Genomic DNA, 21,730 nt, shown 5'->3' on the forward strand with positions numbered 1-21,730 from the left:
CCCGACCGTCGACCGATCGGCGTCGCTCATCCGCCGTGGACCGGTGCGCCCCAGCCGCCCCATACGTAGACGGTGACGAACAGGAACAGCCACACCACGTCGACGAAATGCCAGTACCACGCCGCCGCCTCGAAACCGAAATGCTGCTTCGGGGTGAAGTCGCCCTTATAGGCGCGGATCAGGCAGACGATCAGGAAGATCGTCCCGATGATGACGTGGAAGCCGTGGAAGCCGGTCGCCATGAAGAACGCCGCACCATAGTTGATCCCCTTGAACGGGAACGGCGCGTGCATGTACTCATAGGCCTGGATGCTGCTGAACAGCAGGCCCAGCACGACGGTGATCCACAGCCCCTTGAGCACACCGTCACGGTCGCCGACGCCCAGCGCGCCCCAGAAGCCGCGCTTCTCGCCGCCACGCTGGTTGTGGATCAGCGCATGGTGCGCCCACGTTACCGTGGTGCCCGAGCAGAGCAGGATCAGCGTGTTGAGCAGCGGCAGTTCGAAGGCGTTGATGACCTCCAGCCCCTTGGGCGGCCATTGCGCGGCGATCGCCGCGGCGCCTTCGGCGGCGCGCTCGACCTGCCCGTCGACGACCTGCATCGCGGTCGGGAACAGGGAGAAGTCGAAGAACGCCCAGAACCAGCCGACGAAGAACATCACCTCGGAGGCGATGAACAGGATCATCCCGTAGCGGAAATGGAGCTGCACCACCGGCGTGTGATCGCCGGCATGCGCCTCACGGATCACCTGATGCCACCACCCGTACATGCAGAACAGCACCGAGGCGAAGCCGATCAGGAACACCCAACCACCGCCAGTGCCCTGATGCATGTACATGATGCCGCCGGCAGCCATAATGAGCGCGGCGAACGCGCTGAGCAACGGCCAGGGGCTGGGGGGCAGAATGTGATATTCGTGGTTCTTGGCACCCGCCATGCGCGGCTCTCCCCAATTCGCTTATTGCGGTGGTCTTAGCTGTTCGTTTTGGCGGAATCCACCGGGTAAAAAGTGTAGCTGAGCGTGATCGTCTGCACGTCGCGCGTATCCGGATCGCTCAGGATCTTGGGGTCGACGTAGAAGATCACCGGCATCCGTTGCGTCTCGCCCGGCTTCAGCGTCTGCTGCGTGAAGCAGAAGCACTGGATCTTGGTGAAATATTTCCCGGCAATCGCGGGGGTGACGTTGTAGGTGGCGGTGCCCGTCATCGCCTGCGCGCCACGGTTGGTGGCGGTGAAGAACGCCATATCCCGCGCGCCGATTTCGACCGTTTCCTGCTCCTGCTCGGGGACGAAGCGCCACGGCAGTTTCGGACTGGTGTTGGCGTCGAACGCGATCTCGATCTGCCGGTGGACGCCGCCCGGCGCCGCGATGCCGCGCCCGGTGGTGCCGTTCAGCCCCGTCGCCTGACAGAACATGCGGTAAAGCGGCACGCTGGCGAAGGCGAGCCCGGTCATGAAGCAGATGAATGCTACGGCAAGCAGCGCAGTGCGCAGCGTCCGCGGGCGTGCCGGCGCGCTCAATGCGCCATGCCCTGCTTGATGCGCGCGATGGTGATGAAGAACACCAGCACCACGAACGCACCGAGCAGCAGCGCGACGACGATCGCGCGCGCCTTCTGCCGACGGCGGATCAGATTTTGTTCGTCTTCGGTCATGCCACCCACCGGTCGACGACCAGCGCGCCGAACATCACGAAAAGATACAGGATCGAGTAAGCGAACAGGCGCTTCTCGTAAAACATCGGCGTCGCGGCCCGCTTCGCGCCGGCGGCGACCAGCGCCGCGAGCACCGCGAACGCCGCGGTCATCGCCACCGCCACCACGCCATAGACGCTGCCGGTCAGGCCCAGCGGCCACGGCGCGATCGCCACCGCCGCCATCGGAATCGTGTACAGCCCGATCTGCCGCCGCGTCGCCGCCTCGCCCGCCACGACGGGGAGCATCGGCACGCCGGCATTGGCGTAATCGGTCTTCACGAAGAGCGCGAGCGCCCAGAAATGCGGCGGCGTCCACAGGAAGACGAGCGCGAACAGCAGGAACGGCAGCAGCGCGATCTGCCCGGTCGCCGCCGCCCAGCCGATCAGCGGCGGGAACGCACCCGCCGCGCCGCCGATCACGATGTTCTGCGGGGTGCGACGCTTCAGCCACACGGTATAGATCAGGACGTAGAACAGGATCGACACGGTCAGGATCGCTGCGGCGGCGAGATTGACCGCCAGCCCCATCAGGATCACCGAAAACGCGCCGAGCCCGACGCCGAAATGCAACGCCGACTGCCGTTCCATGCGCCCGGCCGGCAACGGACGCTGCGCCGTGCGCTTCATCACCGCATCCAGATCGGCCTCATACCATTGATTCAGCGCCCCCGCCGCGCCCGCACCGAGCGCGATGCACAGGATCGCGGTGAAGCCGAGCACCGGATCGATCCCGACCGGCGCGGCCAGCATCCCGCACAGCCCGGTGAACACGACCAGCGTCATGACGCGCGGTTTCGTCAGCGCGAGGAAGTCGCGCCAGTCGGCGGGGGGCAGGAGCGGCGTGGCAGGGGTCATGGATGCGGCGACCCTACAAGCGGAGCGGCGGCCGCGCCAGCCAGTCGAGCAGCAAGCGATTGATTTCGGCGGGCCGCTCCTCCTGCGTCCAATGTCCGCACCCGTCGAGCATATGACCCTCGACCAGCGGGACATGCGGGCGCATCACAGTCAGCGGATCGCTGTACGCACCGAACCCGAACGCGGCCGGGTCGCGGGTCCCGGCGATGAACAGCGCCGGCTGCCCGATTCGCTGGCCCTGCCACGCCTGCGCCCAGGCGTAATCGCGCTCATGGTTGCGGTAGCGGTTGAGCGGTCCGCGAAAGCCGCTGCGCTCGAGCTCCGCGACCATGTGATCGAGATCGCCGTCGGTCAGCCACGCGGGGAAGGGATCGGGATCGACCAGCCCGTCGAGCAGCGTCGCACCTGCCGGCTTCTCCGGCCAGCTGCCCGGCGGCGCGTCGCCGCTGATGGCGTAATAGAGGCGCCGCAGATAGCCGCGCACGTCGCGCTCCGCTTCCTCCTCGGCCGGGCCTGGTGCACGAAACCATTCCTGATAGAAGAAACGGCCGCGGTCGGTGAAAGCGCGACGAAAGATGTCGCCGAGCGGTCGCGTGGGCACGCCGGTGAACGGCACCGACAACCCCGCGACGGCCGCCACGCGCGCCGGGTGCGTCAGCGCGCTGTACCAGACGATCGGCGCTCCCCAGTCATGACCGACCAGAATGACGGGCGCATCGGGCTGCAGCGCGTCCGCGACGCCGATCACGTCCGCCACCATCGCCGCCATGTCATAGAACTCGATCGCGTCCGGCCGATCCGATCCGCCATAGCCACGCACGTCGAGTGCGGCCGCGGTATAGCCCGCCGCGACGAGCGGCGCGAACTGATGCCGCCAACTGTACCAGCCCTCGGGATAACCGTGGATCATCAAGACCAGCGGCCCGGCCCCCTCGACCATGACCCGTAACCGCGCCGTGCCGGTGTCGATCAGCCGCGGCTCGATCATATTGGGTTCCTGCGATAATGATAGCCGTAGGCGTCGATGACGAAGCCCGCCCGGTCGTACAGCGCGCGAGCGGCGGCGTTCGTTTCCTCGATCTGGAGCGCGACATGCTCCGCTCCCGCGTCGACCGCCCACTCGACCAGTGCCGCCACGATCGCGCGCGCGTGGCCCTGCCGCCGCGCCGCGCGATCGGTGCCGATCGCCTCGATCACCGCGATGCTGTCGTGGAGCGCGGCGTAGCCGATTGCGACATCACCGCGCCGGGCGTAGCAGGCAGGAGCAGCGAGTCGCGCAGCGACCTGCCAGGGGTCCTCGACGGTCGGCGCGAGCCGACGCCGTGTCACCAGCCAGCGCGCGTCGGGCGTGTCGCGGAGCGTGGTTTCCATGCGATCGGGACGCGGTGCCTTGGAAGGCGGACCGACAGATGCGACGGGACAGACCAAGGTCCGGGTCACTCCCTCCGGTGCCGAGAAGCCAGCGGCGTCGAGCAGGTCGCCGGCAGATCCCGTCAGCTCCGTAATCCGGAGAATCATGGCCTGCTCCGCCGACGCGAACGCGTCACCGAGCGCGCGCAGCGTCGCGGCATCGAGGATCGCATCTGGCCGAACCGCGCTTGCGGAATTGCTGCGGCGGCTACCGCCACCTGACAGGCTCACCGCCCAGTCACCAACCTGCGCCCGTCGCGCGGGCGGATAGGCGGCGATGCAGGCACGCTCGATGCGCCAGACGAGCGGATCGCGGATCATCGCGTTTCCCTCAAACGGCAGCGGCGGGGAAGCATTCGCCGCCCCGCCGCCGGTTGCCCGCTCACGATCGTCAGTCGATCTTGGGCAGCGTCTCGAACTGGTGGAACGGCGGCGGGCTGGACAGCGTCCATTCCAGCGTCGTCGCGCCCTCACCCCAGGGATTGTCCGGCGCCTTCTTGCCCGCAATCAGCGACCAGATCAGGTTGACGAAGAAGATCGCCATCCCCGCCGCCATGATCATGTAGCCGATCGTCGCGACGTTGTTCCAGTGCGCAAAGCCGTCCGGATAATCCGGGTAGCGGCGCGGCATGCCCTGCAGCCCGAGGAAGTGCATCGGGAAGAACAGCAGGTTCACGCCGACGAAGAACACCCAGAAGTGCAGCTGGCCGAGCAGCTCCGAATACATCCGCCCGGACATCTTCGGGAACCAGTAATAGAAGCCGGCGAACAGCGAGAACACCGCGCCCAGGCTGAGCACATAGTGGAAGTGCGCAACGACGTAATAGGTGTCCTGCATATAGTCGTCGACGCCGCCGTTGGCGAGCACCACACCGGTCACGCCACCGACCGTGAACATGAAGATGAAGCCGATCGCCCAGACCATCGGGGTCGGGAAGCGCAGGCTGCCGCCCCACATCGTCGCGATCCACGAGAAGATCTTGATGCCGGTCGGCACCGCGATCACCATCGTCGCGGCGGTGAAGTACATCTTCACGTTCACGCTCATGCCGGTCGTGAACATGTGGTGCGCCCAGACGACGAACCCGACCACGCCGATCGCGACCATGGCATAGGCCATGCCCAGATAGCCGAACACCGGCTTGCGGCTGAACGTCGCGACGATGTGGCTGATGATGCCGAAGCCCGGCAGGATCATGATGTACACTTCGGGGTGGCCGAAGAACCAGAACAGATGCTGGTAAAGCACCGGGTCGCCACCGCCGGCGGGATCGTAGAAGGTGGTGCCGAAATTACGATCGGTCAGCAGCATCGTGATCGCCGCCGCGAGCACCGGCAACGCGAGCAGCAGCAGGAAGGCGGTGACCAGCACCGACCACGCGAACAGCGGCATCTTGTGCAACGTCATGCCCGGCGCGCGCATGTTGAAGATCGTGGTGATGAAGTTGATTGCGCCCAGGATCGAGCTGGCGCCCGCAAGATGGAGCGACAGGATCGCCATATCGACCGACGGCCCCGGCTCGCCATAGGTGGAGAGCGGCGCATAGACGGTCCAGCCGGTGCCGGCGCCGCCGAAGAAGGGCGAGGCGAGCAGCAGCAGGAAGGCGGGGACCAGCAGCCAGAAGCTGATGTTGTTCATCCGCGGGAACGCCATGTCGGGCGCGCCGATCATCAGCGGCACGAACCAGTTGCCGAACCCGCCGACCATCGCCGGCATCACCATGAAGAACACCATGATGAGCCCGTGCGCGGTGACGAGCACGTTCCACAGGTGCAGCGCCTGGTCGAACGACTGCTCCTGGCCGCCATGCAGCATCGACGCCCAGTGCGGCAGATACTGGATGCCGGGATGCATCAGCTCGGCACGCATCAGCCCCGAGATCGCACCACCGATGATCCCCGCGACGATCGCGAAGATCAGGTAGAGCGTCCCGATGTCCTTGTGATTGGTGGACATGAACCAGCGCGCGAAGAACGCCGGCTTGTGATCGGCGTGCGCGTCGTGATGATGTTCGTCGTGCGCGACGAACGCAGACGGATGGAGCGCGGTGTCGGTCATGATCTTAGCGTCCGGCTTCGCCGACGCCGCCCGGATTGCCGGTGGCGCCTTGCGGGGAAGTGGGGGGAGTGTCGGTCCCGTTCTCGGTCGGCCCGGTCATCGCGTTGGCGATCGCCGCCTCGTCCGCCGCGGCGGCGGAATTGTCGGCGCCCGGCTGCGGGATCACCGCGTTTGACGCCTTGCCCGGGGCGGGCATCGTGCCGCCCTTGGCACGCACCCACGCCGCGAACTGCGCCGGGGTGACCGCCTCGACCGCGATCGGCATGAACGCGTGGCGCGCACCGCACAATTCGCTGCACTGGCCGAAATAGAGGCCCGGCTTGTCGATCGTGAAGCTGGTCTCGTTCAGCCGGCCCGGGATCGCATCGAGCTTGATCCAGAACGCCGGCACCGCCCAGCTGTGGATGACGTCATTGGCGGTGGTGATCAGGCGGATCGGCACGCCGACCGGCAGTACGACGCGATTGTCGGCAGCCAGCAGGCGCGGGCCGTCGGCGTCGGTGCGTGCGCGCTCGCCGGGGGCGACCTGATTGGCTTCCTTCAGCATGTTGGCGGTGATCTCGATCCCGCCGTGATCCGGATATTGATAGCTCCAGAACCACTGGTTGCCGATCGCCTTCAGCGTCACCGCACCGGCCGGCGCGGGCTTGAACTGCGCCTGCAGCAGCCCGATCGACGGCACCGCGATCGCGACGAGGATCAGCACCGGGATCAGCGTCCACGCGACCTCGATCGCGGTGTTGTGGCTGGTCCGCGACGGCGTCGGATTGGCGCTGGCGCGGAACTTCACGACCACGACCACCAGCAGCACCAGCACCAGGATCGAGATGATCGTGATCAGCGGGAAGAGGATGCGATCGTGAAACCAGTGCGCGCGCAGGCCATTCTTGGTGACTTGCGGCTGGATGTGAATCACGCCGTCGAGCGGCTGCCCGACGCCGGGCGCGGAGGTGGTGGCGTTGAAGGCCGGCGCGCCGTCCATCGCCAGCGCGGGCGATTGCGGCGCAGCGTCGGCCTTCTGCACCGAACCGCCTGCCTGACCCTGATTCGAGTCGGCGGGGCGCAGCCCGGTCGGCGCGGCGGTGGCCGCAGTGGCGGGCGACGTCGCGGCCGGAGCCGGCGCCTGTGCGCCTGCGCTACCCGCGCCTGTCAGGGCGGTCAGCGCGAAGCCCGCTGCCAGTACCCAACCCTTGATCCCGGTTCTCAGCATCTCTTTATCGTCACCCCTGTGGTGGTGCGCATTTGCGTACCGGGCGTATCGAAGCGCCCCTCCTGCACCTGCCTATAGCACGGCATCCCCTCGCCTCAAGGGGGCGTGCGTCCGCGCTTTTCTCCACCAAGGCGCGTTGCGCGCGCGCGGCGGCGCTTCTATGGCGCGCGCAGGAGACACAGCACACGATGACCGACGACGACGTGCTCGCCGAATTCCGCGCTGCCGATGCGCTGCTGGAAGGGCATTTCATCCTTTCCTCGGGGTTGCGCAGCCCGCGCTACCTCCAGTGCGCCCGCGTGCTGATGAACCCGCGCCGCGCCGCGCGGCTCGCGGAGGCACTGGCGACGCGGATTCCCGCCGAACTGCGCGCGAAGATCAGCGCGGTGGTCGCCCCGGCGATGGGCGGGGTGATCGCCGGCCAGGAGATGGCGCGCGCGCTCGACGTTGACGCAATGTTCGTCGAGCGCCCGACCGGCACCTTCGAGCTGCGCCGCGGCTTCCGGCTGGAGCCCGGGCAGGAGGTGCTGATGATGGAAGACGTCGTCACCACCGGCCTGTCGAGCCGCGAGGCGATCAAGGCGATCGAGGCCGCCGGCGGCCGCGTGATCGCGGGCGCGGCGCTGGTCGACCGCTCGAACGGCACGGCAGATATCGGCGTGCCGTTCTTCCCGCTGATCCGGCTGGAGGTGCCGACCTACCAGCCCGACGACCTCCCCTCTGAACTCGAAGCGATCCCCGCGATCAAACCGGGCAGCCGGGCGGCGGCGTGACGATGGGCGGTTCCCTTCGCCTCGGGGTCAATATCGACCATGTCGCGACGGTACGAAATGCGCGCGGCGGCGGGTTGCCCGATCCAGTGCGCGCCGCGCTGCTCGCCGCGCAGGCCGGGGCCGACGGGATCACCGCGCATCTGCGCGAGGATCGCCGTCACATCACCGACGCAGACATCGCGCGGCTCTCCGCCGAATTGTCGATCCCGCTCAACCTTGAGATGGCGGCGACCGACGAGATGCTCGCGATCGCGCTGCGCCACCGTCCGCACGCCGCCTGTATCGTCCCCGAAAAGCGCGAGGAACGCACCACCGAGGGCGGGATCGACGCTGCCGGGCAGCACGACCGGCTCGCACCGATGGTCCGCGCGCTCGGTGCGGCAAACATCCGCGTCTCGCTGTTCATCGAGCCCGATCCGCGCCAGATCGCGGCGGCGGTTGCGCTCGGCGCGCCGGTCGTCGAACTGCACACCGGCAGCTATGCCGAGCTTGACGGGGAGGCGCGCACCGCCGAGCTGCGCCGGCTCGCCGATGCCGCGGCGCTGGCGGCGAAGAACGGGATCGAGGTCCACGCCGGGCATGGGCTGACCTTCGACAACGTCACGCCTGTCGCCGCGATTCCGCAGGTTCGTGAGCTCAACATCGGCCATTTTCTGATCGGCGAGGCGATCTTTACCGGGCTGGAAGACAGCGTCCGGCGGATGAAGGCGTTGATGGAAGCGGCCCGATGAGGATGACCACGTGATCATCGGGCTCGGCTCCGACCTGTGCAATATCGAGCGGATCGCGCATTCGCTCGAGCGCTTCGGCGGACGGTTCGAGGCGCGCGTCTTCACCGATGTCGAGCGCGCCAGGGCCGATCGCCGCCCGTTCACCAAGGCCGGGACGCTCGCCAAGCGCTTCGCCGCCAAGGAGGCCTTCTCCAAGGCGGTCGGCACCGGGTTCAAGGCCGGGGTGTTCATGAAGGACATCGGCGTCGTCAACGCCCCCTCCGGGGCACCGACGCTGGCGCTGACCGGCGGCGCGAAGGCGCGGCTCGATGCGATGATCCCCGCCGGGCACGAAGCGCGCATCCACCTGACATTGACCGACGACCATCCCTGGGCGCAGGCATTCGTCATCATCGAGGCCATTGCCGACCGACATGCAGGAGCCGAGTGACCGCGTGGCAGAGGATATCGCATTGACCGGCGACCACACGCCCCCGCCTGCCACGGCCGCGACACCCGCGCCGCGCACCGGCTTCGACTGGTGGGGCGAAATCAAGGGGCTGTTCTGGCTGCTGCTGGCGGTACTCGGCTTCCACAGCTTCATCGCCAAGCCGTTCTACATCCCGAGCGAGTCGATGCTGCCCGGCCTGCTGGTCGGCGATCGGCTGGTGGTCTCCAAATTCGCCTATGGTTGGTCGTTCGTCTCGCCGACGATCCCCGATCCGGTCGCGATCTTCCGCGGCACGTTGCTCCACCAGCCGGTCGATAGCTGGTCGGTGCAAGTGCCGTTCATCCACGGGCGTATATGGGGCAGCCTGCCCGAGCGCGGCGATGTGGTCATCGTCACTCCGCCGGGCCAGTCGAGCGACTATATCAAACGCGTCATCGGCCTGCCCGGCGAGACGCTCGCGGTGCGCGGCGGAGTCGTTATCGTCAACGGCAAGCCGGTGACGCGCGGTCCGCTCCATTACCGCGACCTGCCCGTCGACGCGAACGCGACCTGCGACCCCGCGCAATATCCCGGCGCGCGGCAGGAGCGCGCTGACGGCACTGCGATCTGCCACCTGCCGATCGTCACCGAGACGCTGCCTAACGGACGCCGCTACGATACGGTCGATCTGGAACCCGACAGCGTCGGCGACAATTATGGCCCGGTGACGATCCCGGCCAACCACGTCTTCCTGATGGGCGACAATCGCGACCGCTCCGCCGACAGCCGCTTCGCGCTGGGCGGGTTCGAGCGCGGGCTGGGCGGCCCGGTTCCCTATGAGAATATCGGCGGGCGCGCCGAATTCATCACCTTCTCAGTCGACGGCAGCGCCGGCTGGAACCCGTTGACGTGGCCGCGCGCGCTGCGTGGCGGACGCGCGGGCACCTCGCTCCACCCGACGCGCGTCCCATGAGCGACGTGCCCGAGGTGCGGATCGACGCCGGTGGCGAGCGGGTCCGCGTCCGCGCCGGTGCAAGCCCCACCGAAGTGCGCGACGAATCGACGCGTCACGAAATCCGCCGTGCCGCGGTGTGGCTGGGCATGGCCAGCGCGATCGCACTGGTCGTATTGCTGATCCAGCCGTTGCTCATCATCTTCGCGGCGCTGGTCTTCGCCGCGCTGCTCGATGGCGGGGTGCGGCTGCTCGGGCGTGTGCTGCCGATCGGGCGCAGCTGGCGGCTGCTGATCGTCTGCCTGCTGACGATCGCCTTCCTGCTCGGGACCTTCTATCTCGCCGGGGTCCAGATCACCGCACAAGCGCAACAGCTCCGCTCGACCGTTGAGGTGCAGGTGCTGCGCGTCAGCGGCTGGCTGAGCGCGCAGGGGCTGATGCCGGGCGCGAGCGACCTCAGCGGCGTCGCCAAGCAGGCGATGTCGTCGCTGGGGCGCGTCACCAGCTGGCTCGGCACCGCCGCCGGAGCACTGACCAGCGGCTTCATGATCGTCGTGCTCGGGCTGTTCATCGCGATCGATCCGCACGGCTATGAGCGCGGGCTGCAATGGATGGTGCCCGAGCGCAATCGCGTCGAGTTCGCCGTGACGCTCAAGCGGATGGCGCAGACGCTGCGCCGGCTGCTCGCCGGGCGCCTGCTCGGCATGGCGCTGGAGGGCGTGCTGACGGCGATCGCCTTGTGGATCGCCGGGGTGCCGATGGCGATGATCCTCGGCATCCTGACTGGTCTGCTGGCTTTCATCCCCAATATCGGCGCGTTCATTTCCGGTGCGCTGATGGTGGCGGTCGGCTTCTCGGCGGGCGTGCACATCGGCGTGCTGGCGATCGTCGTCTATGTCGTGGTGCAGACCTTCGACGGCTATGTCGTAATCCCCATGGTCGCCAAGCGCACGGTCGATCTGCCGCCGGCGTTAACGCTCGGCGCGCAGATCCTGGCCAGTGCGCTATTCGGAATCATGGGCCTGGCACTCGCCGACCCGATGACGGCGATCCTGAAGACCGCGATGGAGCGCCGGTCCGAGAACGTCGAGGACAGTCAGCCGCGCGACTGACCGCGGTGGCACGGCTGGCGCACCCCGCCCGACGCTGCTAAAGCCCGCGTCCCGTGTACGAACGGGCGCAGGAAGAACCGATTGCGCGTCGACGAGCCAGCACCAACTCCCTCGACCATGCCCGCTGCCGACGTCGCACCGTTGGTTGCGCTCAAGCCGGTCCAGACGCTGCGGCGGCGCTGGCCGGTGCTGCTGGCGACGGTGTTGAGCGTCGCGATGCTGGTTGGTGTCGGCTACGAGTTGTTCGACGACGGGTTGGCCGGCATCCGCCGCGCGACTCCGGCCTCCTGGGGCTTTTACCTGTTCTTCCTCGCCTCCTATTTCACGCTGCCGGTGTGCGACTTCCTCATCTTCCGCCGTCTGTGGAACGTGCCAGCCGCCGCCTTTACGGCGCTCAATCGCAAGCGAATCGCGAACGATATCCTGATCGGCTACTCGGGCGACGCCTATTTCTACGCCTGGGCGCGCGCACGGCTGGACATGGTCACCGCGCCGTTCGGCGCGGTGAAGGACGTAACGATCGTCTCGGGTATAACCGGGAACGTCACCGCATTGTTGCTCGGCGCGGTCGCGCTGCCGCTCGGCTATCAGTTGATCGGTCCCGAGATCGTGGAGGCGATGATCTGGTCGCTGGTGTTCGCCACCGCGCTGTCGCTGGCGCTGATCCTTTTCTCCAGGCGCGTCTTCTCGTTGCCGCGGCGCGACCTGTGGTTCATCTTCTGGATCGACCTGCTGCGGATCGGCGGCACCTGCGTCACGATCGCGCTGGCCTGGGCCTGGGCGATCCCCAGCGTCTCGGTGGGCATGTGGCTGTTCCTGGTCGCGGGGCGGCAATTGGTCTCGCGTTTGCCGTTCCTGCCTAACAAAGACCTGCTTTTCGCCAACTTCGCGATACTGGTGATCGGGCATGACCGGTCGTTGTCGGATCTGATGGCGTTCACCGCAGCGTCAACCATCGTGATACATGGGCTGCTGCTGCTGCTGTCCGGTGCGGTATATGTGACGGAAAGGATGCGCGTATGGCGCGAGGAACGCTGACGATCGCCGGGGCCGGGCTGCTGGCACTCGCCCCCCCCGCCGGGGCGCAGGTGCTGGGCAGCGATGCCGCGGCCTGCACCGGCACCGCGCAGGGCCCGGCGATCCTCGCGACGGTGACCGGACTCAAGGACCGTACCGGCACGCTGAAGCTGGAGCTGTATCCCCCGAACGAGAAAGACTTTCTGGCCGGTGACGACGATCTGGCACGGCAGGGCAAGTTCTTCCGCCGCGTGACGATTGCGCCGCCGGCGTCCGGCGACGCTGCGATCTGCATCCGCGTGCCGCATCCGGGCCGCTACGCCTTGTTCCTGGGGCACGACCGCGACGGCAAGCGCAAGTTCAACTTCTGGAGCGACGGCGCGGGCTTCCCCAGCAACCACAAGATCGGACGCGCGCGCCCCAAGCTGGTCGACGCGCTGATCGACGCCGGTCCCGGCATCACCCGCACCACGATCCGCGCACAATATCTGCGCGGGCTGGGCGGCTTCGGTTTCATGCGCTGATTGGGGGACCGGACCATGCGGATCGTCGACGTCAACGAATTCTACTCGCCGACCGGCGGCGGGGTACGCTCGTATCTCGACCGCAAGATGGCACTGATGTCCGAACTGGGGCACCAGCAGATCGTGATCGCTCCCGGGCGCGAGGACCTCGTCGAGGAGCGTCCGGGCGGCGCGCGCATCCATTACGTCAAGTCGCCGGGCATTCCGTTCGACTCGAACTACGGGCTGTTCTGGGACGCGGCGCCGGTCCATGCGCTGCTTGACCATTACCACCCCGACGTGGTCGAGAATTGTGCGCCGTGGCGCTCGGCGGCGATCGTTGCCGAGTGGCAGGGCGACGCGCTGCGATCGTGGTTCATGCACAACGACAATCTCGAAACCTATCCCAAGCGCTGGTTTGCGCGAGTCGCCTCGGAAGCGACGATCGAGCGCGCGTTCGGCTGGTACGATCGCTACATGAACCGCTGGCTGGACCGGTTCGACACCGTCGTCACCAATGGTCCGGTGCTGACCGAGCGGCTGCGCGCCCGCGGCATCCGCGTCGACGCGACCATGACGCTGGGGATCGAGCGCGAGCATTTCTCACCCGCATTGCGCAGCCCGACGCTTCGCGCCGCGATGCTCGAACAATGTGGACTTCCCGAGGATGCGCTCCTGTTGATCGGGGTCGGGCGGCACCATCCCGAGAAGCGCTGGCCGATGGTGATCGATGCCGTGCGCCGCGCGGGGGCGAAGCGGCCGGTCGGGCTTGTGCTGCTCGGGCTGGGGCCGGACACGCGAACGCTGGAGCGGCACATCGCCGAAAGCCCGCATGTGCGGATGTTTCAGCCGATTTATCACCGCGGGCAGCTCGCCTCGATCATGGCCAGCGCCGACGCGCTCGTCCATGGCTGTGATACCGAGACGTTCGGGCTGGTCGCCTCGGAGGCGCTTGCCTCGGGGCTGCCGCTGATCGTCCCCGACCGTGGCGGCGCGGCGGCGGTGCCTAAGCCCGAATATGGCGAATGGTTCCGCAGCGGCGATGCCTATGACTGCGCGCGGGCGATCGTCGCACTGGCGTCGCGCGACAAGCAATTGCTGCACCGTGCGGCCGCGATCGCCGCGCCGAAGGTGTGGAGCGACCGCGAACATGCGCAGGCGCTGATCGCGCATTATCAGACGCTGATCGAGGCCGGCACTTCGGTCAGCAGATCGGCGTAGGCCGCCGGGCGGCGCCCGCCGCGCGAGAACGCCCGAAAGGTGCGGTCGATGCTGCGGAGCAGCGCCGGGCGCGTCACGTCGCCGGGATGCACCGCGACCCGGACCGTCGGCAGCGGCTGGAGCGCATGACGCAGCACCGACGCCGCCGCCAGCGAACTAAGTGCCCGCGTGTCGCTGCGACTCGCCCAGGTGATGACGGGCCCGCGCGCCACCACGGCACCACCCGGTGCCCACACCCGCGCGTGATCCTCGGCGAGCGCGAAGCCGGCGTCGGCAAGCGCGGCGCGGGCATCGTCCGAATAGAGCCAGGCCGGGGCGATGAACCCCGCCGCCGGCCGGCCGGTCGCGTCTTCCAGCAGCGTCTTGCCGCGCCGCATTCGCGTCAGCGCCTCGGCGTGATCGAGGCCTAGGAATTCGCCCTCGCCCGCGGTCATTCGCTTCGCCTTGATCGCCGCCACACCGCTATGCGCGGCATCGTCGCGGTGGAACCAGCCATGGACGAACATCTCGACGCCGGTATCGGCCCAGCGCCGCAAGCGGGCGGAAAAGGCAGGCGTCCACGGCGCGCTGCCCCAATGATCGGGGACGACCAGCATCGCCAGTCGCTCGCCCACATGGGGCGCCAGCCGGTCGAGCAATTGATCGACCTCGCGCTCGAACCGCGGCGAGACATCGTGGATGGAGGCGAGCAGACGCTTCATGCCCGGCACATGCGCACCCGGCCGCGCCGGCGCAAGCCTCAGTCGTCGGTGATCGCACGGGCGAGCAGGTCGCGGATCGCAACCAGCGTCGGCGTGGCGGCAGCGGATACCGGCGCGGGTGCCGGAGCCGGAACGGCGGGATCGCGGGCGAGCAATTGCTGCACGCCCTTGATTGTATAGCCCTCGCGGTTGAGCAATTGGTCGATCCGCTCGACCAGCGCCACATCTTCCGGCCGGTAGTAACGGCGATTACCCGCGCGCGTCACCGGCCGGAGTTGCGGAAAGCGACTTTCCCAATACCGCAGGATATGCGGCGCGAGGCCGGTCGCCTGGGCGACCTCGCCGATGGTGCGAAACGCGGCGGCGGATTTGGCGTCCGACGCCAATGCGCTCAGCCCCCGACGATGCGGTCACGCATCATCTGGCTCGCCCGGAAGGTCAGCACCCGCCGCGGCGCGATCGGAACCTCGACGCCCGTCTTGGGATTGCGGCCGATCCGCTCGCCCTTGTCGCGCAGCACGAACGTGCCGAAGCCCGAGATCTTGACGTTCTCACCCTTCGACAGCGCACCGCACATATTGTCGAGGATCTGCTCGACCAGCCGCGATGAATCGGCGCGGGACAGGCCCACCTGCTTATGAAGCGACTCCGCCAGATCGGCGCGCGTCAACGTACCTGCTTCAGTCATCGACTTCCCTCTACCCCCCGGAAAGGTTCAACAATTCGCCTCACGCTTATAACGCCTTGCGCAAATTGTCGATGCAGCCGCCCGTCGCGGCCTACATGCGGATGACCGCAGCTCCCCAGGTGAATCCGCCGCCCATCGCCTCGAGCACGACGAGGTGCCCCGGCTTGATCCGGCCGTCGCGCACCGCCTGATCCAGTGCCAGCGGAACCGACGCCGCAGAGGTGTTGGCATGCTGGTCGACGGTGACGATAACCTTTTCAGACGGCAGGGAAAGTTTGCGCGCGGTGGCGTCGAGAATGCGGGCGTTGGCCTGGTGCGGAACCACCCAGTCGACGGCGTCAGAGGGCAGTCCGGCGGCCTGCAACGCCTCCTCCATTACCGCGGCCAGGTTGACGACGGCATGGCGAAACACCTCCCGTCCCTTCATCCGCAGCTTGCCGACGGTCCCGGTGGTGGACGGTCCACCATCGACATAAAGCAACCCATTATGGCGACCATCGGCATGGAGCCGCGTCGCCAGCACGCCACGCGCGCCGGCGTCGGTGACATCTTCAATGGATTCGCGCGCTTCCAGAACGATCGCCCCCGCACCGTCGCCGAACAGGACGCAGGTGGTGCGATCCTCCCAGTCGAGGATGCGGCTGAACGTCTCGGCACCGATCACCAGCGCACGGCGGTGCGCGCCGGCGCGGATCATGCTGTCGGCAACCTGCACCGCATAGAGGAAGCCCGAGCAGACCGCCGCGACGTCGAAGGCGACGCAATCGCCAATCTCCAGCATCGCCTGCACCTTGGTGGCGGTGGCCGGGAAAGTGTTGTCGGGAGTGGCCGTCGCCAGCACGATCAGGTCGATGTCGCCCGCGATCAATCCGGCAGCGGCAATCGCCGCGATGGCCGCGTCGCGCGCGAGCGTCGCGGTCGTCTCGTCATCATCCGCGATATGGCGGAAGCGGATGCCGGTGCGCTCGACGATCCATTCGTCCGACGTATCGACGCGCTCGGCCAGCTCGGCATTCGAGACGCGACGCCGGGGCAGCGCCGCGCCGGTCCCCGTCAGCACTGCACGAATCATGCAGCCGCCTTCGCTTCGAAATGGCGCAGATCCTCGACGATCCGGCGCGTCAGGTCGGCGCGCACCATCTTGGCGGCGTTGCCGATCGCCGTCGCCACGCCGCGCTCGTTCGCGCTGCCATGGCTTTTGACCACCAGCCCGTTGAGCCCGAGGAAGACGGCACCGTTGTGATTGTTGGGATCGAGGTGATCGCGCAGCAGCTCGGTGGCGGGGCGCGAGATCAGGAAGCCGACCTTCGAGCGCACCGAGCTGCGGAACGCGCGCTTGAGCAAATCGGCGACGAAGCGCGCGGTGCCTTCGGCGGTCTTGAGTGCGATATTGCCCGAGAAACCGTCGCAGACGATCACGTCATGCTCGCCGCGCGACAGCCGGTCGCCCTCGACGAAGCCGGCAAATTTCATCGGCAAATGCGGGGCGGCGCGCAGCATTTGTGCGGCGTCGCGAATCTCGCCGGTGCCCTTCTGATCCTCGCTGCCGATGTTGAGCAGCGCGACGCGCGGCGCCTCCAGTTCCAGCGTGGTGCGCGCATAGGCCGCGCCCATCACCGCAAACTGCACGAGGTTGCGCGCATCGCACTCGGTATTCGCGCCGAGATCGAGCATCACGCAATCATTGTCGCCGAGCGTCGGCAGCAACGCGGCGAGCGCCGGACGGTCGATGCCGCGCATCGTCCGCAGCGACAGCTTCGCCATCGCCATCAGCGCACCGGTATTGCCGGCGGATACCGCCGCAGCGGCGCGCCCCTGCTTCACGCAGTCGATCGCGACGCCCATCGAGGTCGTCTTCGCCCGCCGGATCGCCTGGCTCGGCTTCTCGTCGCCCGCGATCACATCGGGGGCGTGGACGATTTCGGAATGCTGCGCGAGATTCGGATGCTGCGACAGCCCGTCGCGAATCGCCGCCTCGTCGCCGACCAACAAATAGTTGACGTCGTCGTAGCGGCGGCACGCGCGCGCCACCCCGGCCAGCATCACCGCCAGCCCCTCATCACCGCCCATCGCATCGACGGCGATCCGGGACCTGTCGGCTATCACTGGACATCGCTCCCGAAGCTGTGCCTGCACCCGGTCAGGCTCAGGCGTCGACCGCGATGACCTCGCGACCGTTGTAGTGACCGCACGCGGTGCACAGATTGTGCGGACGCTTCAGCTCGCCGCAGTTCGGGCATTCCTGGAACGCCTCTACCGACAGAGCGTCGTGCGCGCGGCGCATGCCACGGCGTGAGGGAGAAGTCTTTCGCTTGGGGACGGCCATCGCGGCACCTTGATTTGTCTAGTAGTTCATATGAGCGACGAGCCGGTGCACGGTGCCGCGCGGACGATGCAAGCACCGGCCGCGGCAGACAGCCGAGCATCGGCTCGCATCGCGAAGCCCCGCGCCTATAGCGAATTCCCCGGCGGTTGCAAGTAAAGCCCGTCACATGACCTCCACCCTGCCAACGCTTTGAGCGGGCAGACGTGTCCGTCTCAGGCGGAAAGCGCGCGGTCGCTGACGAACATGTTGTGCGCTCGCTCGTGCGCGAAGGTGCTCGGCTTGCCGTGGCCGGGGATGAACGCCGTCTCGTCGCCGAGCGGCCACAGCTTCGTCACGATCGATTCGATCAGCTGCTTGTGATTGCCCTGCGGCAGATCGGTGCGCCCCACTGAGCCCTGGAACAGCACGTCGCCGACCTGCGCGAATCGCGACGGGGCGTGATGGAAGATCACATGACCGGCGGTGTGGCCAGGTGTGTGATAGACGTCGAGCGTCAGGTCGCCGATCGTCACCGTATCGCCGTCCGCCAGCCAGCGGTCGGGCTCGAACACCACACCGCGAATCCCCCAGTTGCGCCCGTCCTCGTCGAGCCGCGCCAGCCAGAAGCGGTCGTCCTCGTGCGGGCCCTCGATCGGAACCGCCAGTTGCTCGGCAAGCGGCTTGGCCTCACCCGCATGGTCGATATGACCGTGGGTCAGCAGGATCTTCTCGACCGTCACGCCGGCCTGCTCGACCGCGGCGAGGATGCGCGGCAGGTCACCACCCGGATCGACCACGGCCGCCTTCATCGTCGCGGTGCACCAGATCAGCGTACAATTCTGTTCGATCGCGGTGACGGGAATGATCGCGGCGCGCAGCGGGGTGTCGGTCATCGGGGAACTCCTGCCGGGATGCGGGATCACCGGTGGCGCGGACTTAACTTCGACCTTGGTCGGACGCAACGCGACTTGCAGGTGTGAGGACGCACGGGCATCAATGGTCCCGATGCGCCTCGCCGCCCCTTTCGTGCTGCTCCACGACGCCCGTTCCGGGCTGGACCGAGCGAGACTGTATCGTGCGCCGAACCGCGTCCTTGCGGCGCACAGCGCAGCGGAAGTGCATGAAGTGCTCGCGGCGGTCCGGGCGTGGAGTGGCGCCGCGGCCGGCTTCCTTTCCTACGGGGCAGGCGCGGCATTCGAACCTGCCGCCGGTGGCGAGCCCGCCGCCGCGACTCCGCTGGCATGGTTCGGGCTGTTCGACGGGCACGAGGAGATCGAGGATGTGGCCGCGCTGCTCCCCGATCCGGCCGGCGCCTGGACGGACGCGGCGGAGCCGGAGCCGTCGCGCGCCGACTATCGCGCGATGTTCGAGGCGGCCCAGGCGCTGATCCGCGCCGGCGACCTGTACCAACTGAACCTCACCTTCCGTGCGCGCGTCCCGTTCATCGGTGATCCGCTCGCGCTCTATGCCGGGCTCCGCCGCGCGTCGGCCGCCGGCTGGAGCGCGCTGGTCGCGACCGGCACGCAGACGATCCTGTCGCTCTCCCCCGAACTGTTCTTCAGCCGCGACGGCGACGCGCTCGTCAGCCGGCCGATGAAGGGGACCGCGCGCCGCCACGCCGATCCGGCCATCGACCTTGCGGTGGCGCGGGCGCTCGCCTCCGATGCGAAGCAGCGCGCCGAGAATCTCATGATCGTCGACCTGATGCGCAACGATCTGTCGCGAGTCGCAGTCGCGGGGAGCGTCGCGGTGCCCGAGCTGTTCGCGGTCGAACGTTATCCGACCGTCCATCAGCTCGTCTCGAAGGTCACTGCCACACTTGCGCCGGAACGCGACGCCGTCGACGTGCTATCCGCGCTGTTTCCGTGCGGCTCGATCACCGGCGCGCCGAAGGTCCGCGCCATGCAGGCGATCGCCGCGGTCGAGCGCGGCAGCGCGCGCGGCGCCTACACCGGGGCGATCGGCCGGATCGACGCGGACGGGAGCGCCGCGTTCAACGTCGCGATCCGCACGCTGACGGTCGACGAGGGCGCGGATCATGCCGTGGTCGGGATCGGCGGCGGAATCGTCGCCGACTCGCGTATCGAGGACGAATGGGACGAGGCGATGGCCAAGGCCGCGTTCCTCACGGGTGCGCGGCGCCGCGTCGACCTGCTGGAGACGATGGCGTTCGACCCCGATGAGGGATTGCTGCGGATCGAGCGGCATCTGGAACGCCTGCGCGCCAGCGCGACCGCGCTCGGGTTCACCTTCGACCGCCATGGCGCGCGCAACGAATTGCAGGCCGCGACCTTCCGGTTGATCGCGGCGGCGCGCGTGCGACTGATGGTGTCACAGGGCGGCGCGATCGCCATTGAGGTCGCGGCGGCACCGCCGCCGCCCGACCGGCCGTTGCGCGTCGCGCTCGCGCCGTTGCCGGTTAGCGAGCGCGACTGGCGGCTCCGCCACAAGACCAGCGACCGCCGCTTCTACGACGCGGCCCGCATGGCGAGCGGGGCGGACGAGGTGCTGTTCTACACCCCCGACGGCCGGCTGACCGAGGGCAGCTTCACCAATCTGTTCGTGCCGCGCGACGGGGCTCTGGTCACGCCGCGCAGCGGTCCGTTGCTGCCGGGCGTGTTGCGGGGCGAGCTGCTCGAAACCGGTGCGGCGGTCGAGGACGATCTGACCGCAGCGGACCTGACCGGCGGACTGTTCGTCGGGAATGCGTTGCGCGGACTAATGCGGGCGACGCTGTCGGTTGCACAATGAGGCCGACCGTCGCATAGGCGCAGCGCTTCCTAGTCAAAGGCGCCCATCATGCAGACCTCCGCCGCGCTCGACCGCATCAATCCCTCCCCGACGCTGGCGATCACCAGCCGCGTGCTGGAGCTGAAGCGGGCCGGCGTCGACGTGATCGGCCTGGGCGCGGGTGAGCCCGATTTCGATACGCCCGATTTCGTCAAAGAGGCCGCGATCGCGGCGATCCGCGTCGGCAAGACCAAATATACCAACGTCGACGGCACCACGGAGCTGAAGGAGGCGATCGTCGCCAAGTTCAAGCGCGACAATCGCCTCGATTACACCCCGGCGCAGATCAGCGTGAACGTCGGCGGCAAGCACACCCTCTTCAACGCTTTGGTCGCGACGCTCGACGCCGGCGACGAGGTCATCGTCCCCGCGCCTTATTGGGTCAGCTACCCCGACGTCGTGCAGTTCGCGGGCGCGACGCCGGTGATCGTCGCGGCGGGCGCGGACGTCGGCTACAAGCTGACCCCGGCGATGCTCGAGGCGGCGATCACGCCGAAGACCAAGTGGCTGATCCTGAACTCGCCTTCCAACCCGACCGGCGCGGCCTATACTGTCGACGAGCTGAAGGCGCTGGGCGCGGTGCTGGAGCGGCATCCACACGTCTGGATCTTCGCCGACGATATGTACGAGCATATCGTCTATGACGATTTCCGCTTCGCGACGATCGCCGAGGTCTGCCCGTCGCTCTACGAGCGGACGCTGACCGTCAACGGCTGCTCGAAGGCCTATGCGATGACCGGCTGGCGGATCGGTTTCGCGGCCGGCGCGACGTGGCTCATCAAGGCGATGGCCAAGCTCCAGTCGCAATCGACCAGCAACCCGTGCTCGATCGCGCAGGCCGCCGCGACAGCAGCGCTGACCGGCGACCAGTCGTTCCTCAAGGAGCGCGCGCAGGCGTTTCAGGTCCGCCGCGATCTTGTCGTCGACATGCTCAACGCCGCCGAGGGCATCACCTGCCCGAAGCCCGAGGGCGCCTTCTACGTCTATCCGGGCGTGGCGGGCGTGATTGGCAAGTCGACCCCCGCCGGCAAGCGGATCGAGACCGACAGCGACTTCGTCGGCTATCTGCTCGACGATGCGAAGGTCGCGGCGGTGCAGGGGGTTGCGTTCGGGGTCTCGCCGGCGATGCGGATCAGCTACGCCACCTCGGAGGCGCTGCTCACCGAGGCGTGCCAGCGCATCCAGGCGGCGTGTGCCGCGCTGAAATAAGCGCGCTTTTCCGAAACGATCGCTTTCGCACTCTGCGATGGAGGGGCAGCGTCGCTGTCCCTATATCGACGTCAGATGAATGGATGGC

General features: G+C 67.8%; 25 protein-coding genes. 10 read left to right on the plus strand and 15 right to left on the minus strand.

The window, feature by feature from the left end:
• Positions 1-26: 26 nt before the first annotated feature.
• The 8 genes from BACI71_RS00935 to coxB form a co-directional block, all read right to left on the minus strand.
• A complete protein-coding gene (locus BACI71_RS00935) occupies positions 27-938 on the minus strand; it encodes a cytochrome c oxidase subunit 3 (protein WP_159753806.1) in 912 nt (303 codons plus the stop codon).
• A 35-nt stretch (positions 939-973) separates the two neighbouring features.
• Positions 974-1,522, minus strand: coding sequence for a cytochrome c oxidase assembly protein (locus tag BACI71_RS00940; RefSeq protein WP_268894051.1), 549 nt, complete (start codon positions 1,520-1,522; stop codon positions 974-976).
• On the minus strand, positions 1,519-1,656 hold the full coding sequence (locus tag BACI71_RS00945; protein WP_184036396.1) for a hypothetical protein: 138 nt from the start codon (positions 1,654-1,656) through the stop codon (positions 1,519-1,521). The genes BACI71_RS00940 and BACI71_RS00945 overlap by 4 nt, the downstream gene beginning before the upstream one ends.
• On the minus strand, positions 1,653-2,552 hold the full coding sequence (locus tag BACI71_RS00950) for a heme o synthase (protein WP_159753809.1): 900 nt from the start codon (positions 2,550-2,552) through the stop codon (positions 1,653-1,655). The genes BACI71_RS00945 and BACI71_RS00950 overlap by 4 nt, the downstream gene beginning before the upstream one ends.
• A gap of 13 nt (positions 2,553-2,565) precedes the next feature.
• Positions 2,566-3,540, minus strand: a complete 975-nt coding sequence (locus tag BACI71_RS00955; RefSeq protein ID WP_159753812.1) for an alpha/beta fold hydrolase — start codon at positions 3,538-3,540, stop codon at positions 2,566-2,568.
• Positions 3,537-4,283 carry a GNAT family N-acetyltransferase gene (locus BACI71_RS00960; protein ID WP_159753815.1) on the minus strand — a complete coding sequence of 249 codons (747 nt, stop codon included), beginning with the start codon at positions 4,281-4,283 and terminating at the stop codon, positions 3,537-3,539. The genes BACI71_RS00955 and BACI71_RS00960 overlap by 4 nt, the downstream gene beginning before the upstream one ends.
• 70 nt (positions 4,284-4,353) lie before the next feature.
• Positions 4,354-6,021 (minus strand): cytochrome c oxidase subunit I, encoded by a 1,668-nt coding sequence (gene ctaD / locus BACI71_RS00965; RefSeq protein ID WP_159753818.1) that lies wholly within the window; start codon positions 6,019-6,021, stop codon positions 4,354-4,356.
• A gap of 4 nt (positions 6,022-6,025) precedes the next feature.
• Entirely contained in the window at positions 6,026-7,231 is a 1,206-nt protein-coding gene (gene coxB, locus BACI71_RS00970; protein WP_159753821.1) for a cytochrome c oxidase subunit II, read from the minus strand.
• A 188-nt stretch (positions 7,232-7,419) separates the two neighbouring features.
• Between coxB and pyrE the strand changes: the two genes are divergently transcribed.
• The 8 genes from pyrE (at position 7,420) to BACI71_RS01010 (ending at position 13,949) form a co-directional block, all read left to right on the plus strand.
• Positions 7,420-8,004, plus strand: coding sequence for an orotate phosphoribosyltransferase (pyrE, locus tag BACI71_RS00975; protein ID WP_159753824.1), 585 nt, complete (start codon positions 7,420-7,422; stop codon positions 8,002-8,004).
• Between the two features lie 2 nt (positions 8,005-8,006).
• Positions 8,007-8,735 (plus strand): pyridoxine 5'-phosphate synthase, encoded by a 729-nt coding sequence (locus tag BACI71_RS00980; protein WP_159753827.1) that lies wholly within the window; start codon positions 8,007-8,009, stop codon positions 8,733-8,735.
• A 10-nt stretch (positions 8,736-8,745) separates the two neighbouring features.
• Complete coding sequence (acpS, locus tag BACI71_RS00985; RefSeq protein ID WP_159753831.1) at positions 8,746-9,165, plus strand: holo-ACP synthase; 420 nt, start codon at positions 8,746-8,748, stop codon at positions 9,163-9,165.
• Positions 9,149-10,117: a signal peptidase I gene (lepB, locus tag BACI71_RS00990; protein ID WP_201297267.1), complete on the plus strand. Its 969-nt coding sequence runs from the start codon at positions 9,149-9,151 to the stop codon at positions 10,115-10,117. The genes acpS and lepB overlap by 17 nt, the downstream gene beginning before the upstream one ends.
• Complete coding sequence (locus BACI71_RS00995; protein ID WP_159753838.1) at positions 10,114-11,208, plus strand: AI-2E family transporter; 1,095 nt, start codon at positions 10,114-10,116, stop codon at positions 11,206-11,208. The genes lepB and BACI71_RS00995 overlap by 4 nt, the downstream gene beginning before the upstream one ends.
• A 117-nt stretch (positions 11,209-11,325) precedes the next feature.
• The gene (locus BACI71_RS01000; RefSeq protein ID WP_159753841.1) at positions 11,326-12,246 is read left to right on the plus strand and encodes a hypothetical protein; all 921 of its coding nucleotides are present in this window, start codon (positions 11,326-11,328) and stop codon (positions 12,244-12,246) included.
• On the plus strand, positions 12,228-12,749 hold the full coding sequence (locus BACI71_RS01005; RefSeq protein ID WP_159753844.1) for a DUF2141 domain-containing protein: 522 nt from the start codon (positions 12,228-12,230) through the stop codon (positions 12,747-12,749). Before BACI71_RS01000 ends, BACI71_RS01005 begins: the two co-directional genes overlap by 19 nt.
• Before the next feature lie 15 nt (positions 12,750-12,764).
• Positions 12,765-13,949: a glycosyltransferase gene (locus BACI71_RS01010; RefSeq protein WP_159753847.1), complete on the plus strand. Its 1,185-nt coding sequence runs from the start codon at positions 12,765-12,767 to the stop codon at positions 13,947-13,949.
• Here the strand turns inward: BACI71_RS01010 and BACI71_RS01015 are convergent.
• The 7 genes from BACI71_RS01015 to BACI71_RS01045 all read right to left on the minus strand — a co-directional run bounded on the left by BACI71_RS01015 (position 13,904) and on the right by BACI71_RS01045 (position 18,536).
• Positions 13,904-14,650: a polysaccharide deacetylase family protein gene (locus tag BACI71_RS01015; RefSeq protein WP_159753850.1), complete on the minus strand. Its 747-nt coding sequence runs from the start codon at positions 14,648-14,650 to the stop codon at positions 13,904-13,906. The genes BACI71_RS01010 and BACI71_RS01015 overlap by 46 nt on opposite strands.
• Before the next feature lie 38 nt (positions 14,651-14,688).
• Positions 14,689-15,036, minus strand: a complete 348-nt coding sequence (locus BACI71_RS01020; protein ID WP_159753853.1) for a MerR family transcriptional regulator — start codon at positions 15,034-15,036, stop codon at positions 14,689-14,691.
• A gap of 5 nt (positions 15,037-15,041) precedes the next feature.
• Positions 15,042-15,338: an integration host factor subunit alpha gene (locus BACI71_RS01025; RefSeq protein WP_159753856.1), complete on the minus strand. Its 297-nt coding sequence runs from the start codon at positions 15,336-15,338 to the stop codon at positions 15,042-15,044.
• A gap of 91 nt (positions 15,339-15,429) precedes the next feature.
• Entirely contained in the window at positions 15,430-16,410 is a 981-nt protein-coding gene (locus BACI71_RS01030) for a beta-ketoacyl-ACP synthase III (protein ID WP_159753859.1), read from the minus strand.
• A complete protein-coding gene (gene plsX / locus BACI71_RS01035) occupies positions 16,407-17,441 on the minus strand; it encodes a phosphate acyltransferase PlsX (protein WP_159760714.1) in 1,035 nt (344 codons plus the stop codon). Before plsX ends, BACI71_RS01030 begins: the two co-directional genes overlap by 4 nt.
• A 43-nt stretch (positions 17,442-17,484) precedes the next feature.
• Positions 17,485-17,664, minus strand: coding sequence for a 50S ribosomal protein L32 (rpmF, locus tag BACI71_RS01040; RefSeq protein ID WP_028967316.1), 180 nt, complete (start codon positions 17,662-17,664; stop codon positions 17,485-17,487).
• A 212-nt stretch (positions 17,665-17,876) separates the two neighbouring features.
• Positions 17,877-18,536, minus strand: coding sequence for an MBL fold metallo-hydrolase (locus BACI71_RS01045; protein ID WP_159753862.1), 660 nt, complete (start codon positions 18,534-18,536; stop codon positions 17,877-17,879).
• A gap of 112 nt (positions 18,537-18,648) precedes the next feature.
• Between BACI71_RS01045 and pabB the strand changes: the two genes are divergently transcribed.
• Both pabB and BACI71_RS01055 read left to right on the plus strand, forming a co-directional pair.
• A complete protein-coding gene (pabB, locus tag BACI71_RS01050) occupies positions 18,649-20,394 on the plus strand; it encodes an aminodeoxychorismate synthase component I (RefSeq protein WP_443018491.1) in 1,746 nt (581 codons plus the stop codon).
• Positions 20,395-20,442: 48 nt separating this feature from the next.
• Positions 20,443-21,642 (plus strand): pyridoxal phosphate-dependent aminotransferase, encoded by a 1,200-nt coding sequence (locus BACI71_RS01055; RefSeq protein ID WP_159753868.1) that lies wholly within the window; start codon positions 20,443-20,445, stop codon positions 21,640-21,642.
• Positions 21,643-21,730: the final 88 nt, after the last annotated feature.

The organism is Sphingomonas sp. 8AM (assembly GCF_902506455.1).
GTDB lineage: Bacteria > Pseudomonadota > Alphaproteobacteria > Sphingomonadales > Sphingomonadaceae > Sphingomonas.

Bases quoted from the DNA above. Each gene is read 5' to 3' on its own strand.
- BACI71_RS01005 (WP_159753844.1), top strand. From the start codon at position 12,228: ATGGCGCGAGGAACGCTGACGATCGCCGGGGCCGGGCTGCTGGCACTC.
- BACI71_RS00980 (WP_159753827.1), top strand. From the start codon at position 8,007: ATGGGCGGTTCCCTTCGCCTCGGGGTCAATATCGACCATGTCGCGACG.
- BACI71_RS01055 (WP_159753868.1), top strand. From the start codon at position 20,443: ATGCAGACCTCCGCCGCGCTCGACCGCATCAATCCCTCCCCGACGCTG.
- pyrE (WP_159753824.1), top strand. From the start codon at position 7,420: ATGACCGACGACGACGTGCTCGCCGAATTCCGCGCTGCCGATGCGCTG.
- ctaD (WP_159753818.1), bottom strand. From the start codon at position 6,021: ATGACCGACACCGCGCTCCATCCGTCTGCGTTCGTCGCGCACGACGAA.
- lepB (WP_201297267.1), top strand. From the start codon at position 9,149: ATGCAGGAGCCGAGTGACCGCGTGGCAGAGGATATCGCATTGACCGGC.
- BACI71_RS01015 (WP_159753850.1), bottom strand. From the start codon at position 14,650: ATGAAGCGTCTGCTCGCCTCCATCCACGATGTCTCGCCGCGGTTCGAG.
- BACI71_RS00945 (WP_184036396.1), bottom strand. From the start codon at position 1,656: ATGACCGAAGACGAACAAAATCTGATCCGCCGTCGGCAGAAGGCGCGC.
- BACI71_RS00955 (WP_159753812.1), bottom strand. From the start codon at position 3,540: ATGATCGAGCCGCGGCTGATCGACACCGGCACGGCGCGGTTACGGGTC.
- BACI71_RS01030 (WP_159753859.1), bottom strand. From the start codon at position 16,410: ATGATTCGTGCAGTGCTGACGGGGACCGGCGCGGCGCTGCCCCGGCGT.
- BACI71_RS01000 (WP_159753841.1), top strand. From the start codon at position 11,326: ATGCCCGCTGCCGACGTCGCACCGTTGGTTGCGCTCAAGCCGGTCCAG.
- BACI71_RS00935 (WP_159753806.1), bottom strand. From the start codon at position 938: ATGGCGGGTGCCAAGAACCACGAATATCACATTCTGCCCCCCAGCCCC.
- coxB (WP_159753821.1), bottom strand. From the start codon at position 7,231: ATGCTGAGAACCGGGATCAAGGGTTGGGTACTGGCAGCGGGCTTCGCG.
- BACI71_RS00995 (WP_159753838.1), top strand. From the start codon at position 10,114: ATGAGCGACGTGCCCGAGGTGCGGATCGACGCCGGTGGCGAGCGGGTC.
- rpmF (WP_028967316.1), bottom strand. From the start codon at position 17,664: ATGGCCGTCCCCAAGCGAAAGACTTCTCCCTCACGCCGTGGCATGCGC.
- BACI71_RS01025 (WP_159753856.1), bottom strand. From the start codon at position 15,338: ATGACTGAAGCAGGTACGTTGACGCGCGCCGATCTGGCGGAGTCGCTT.
- BACI71_RS00960 (WP_159753815.1), bottom strand. From the start codon at position 4,283: ATGATCCGCGATCCGCTCGTCTGGCGCATCGAGCGTGCCTGCATCGCC.
- BACI71_RS01045 (WP_159753862.1), bottom strand. From the start codon at position 18,536: ATGACCGACACCCCGCTGCGCGCCGCGATCATTCCCGTCACCGCGATC.
- BACI71_RS00950 (WP_159753809.1), bottom strand. From the start codon at position 2,552: ATGACCCCTGCCACGCCGCTCCTGCCCCCCGCCGACTGGCGCGACTTC.
- pabB (WP_443018491.1), top strand. From the start codon at position 18,649: ATGCGCCTCGCCGCCCCTTTCGTGCTGCTCCACGACGCCCGTTCCGGG.
- BACI71_RS01010 (WP_159753847.1), top strand. From the start codon at position 12,765: ATGCGGATCGTCGACGTCAACGAATTCTACTCGCCGACCGGCGGCGGG.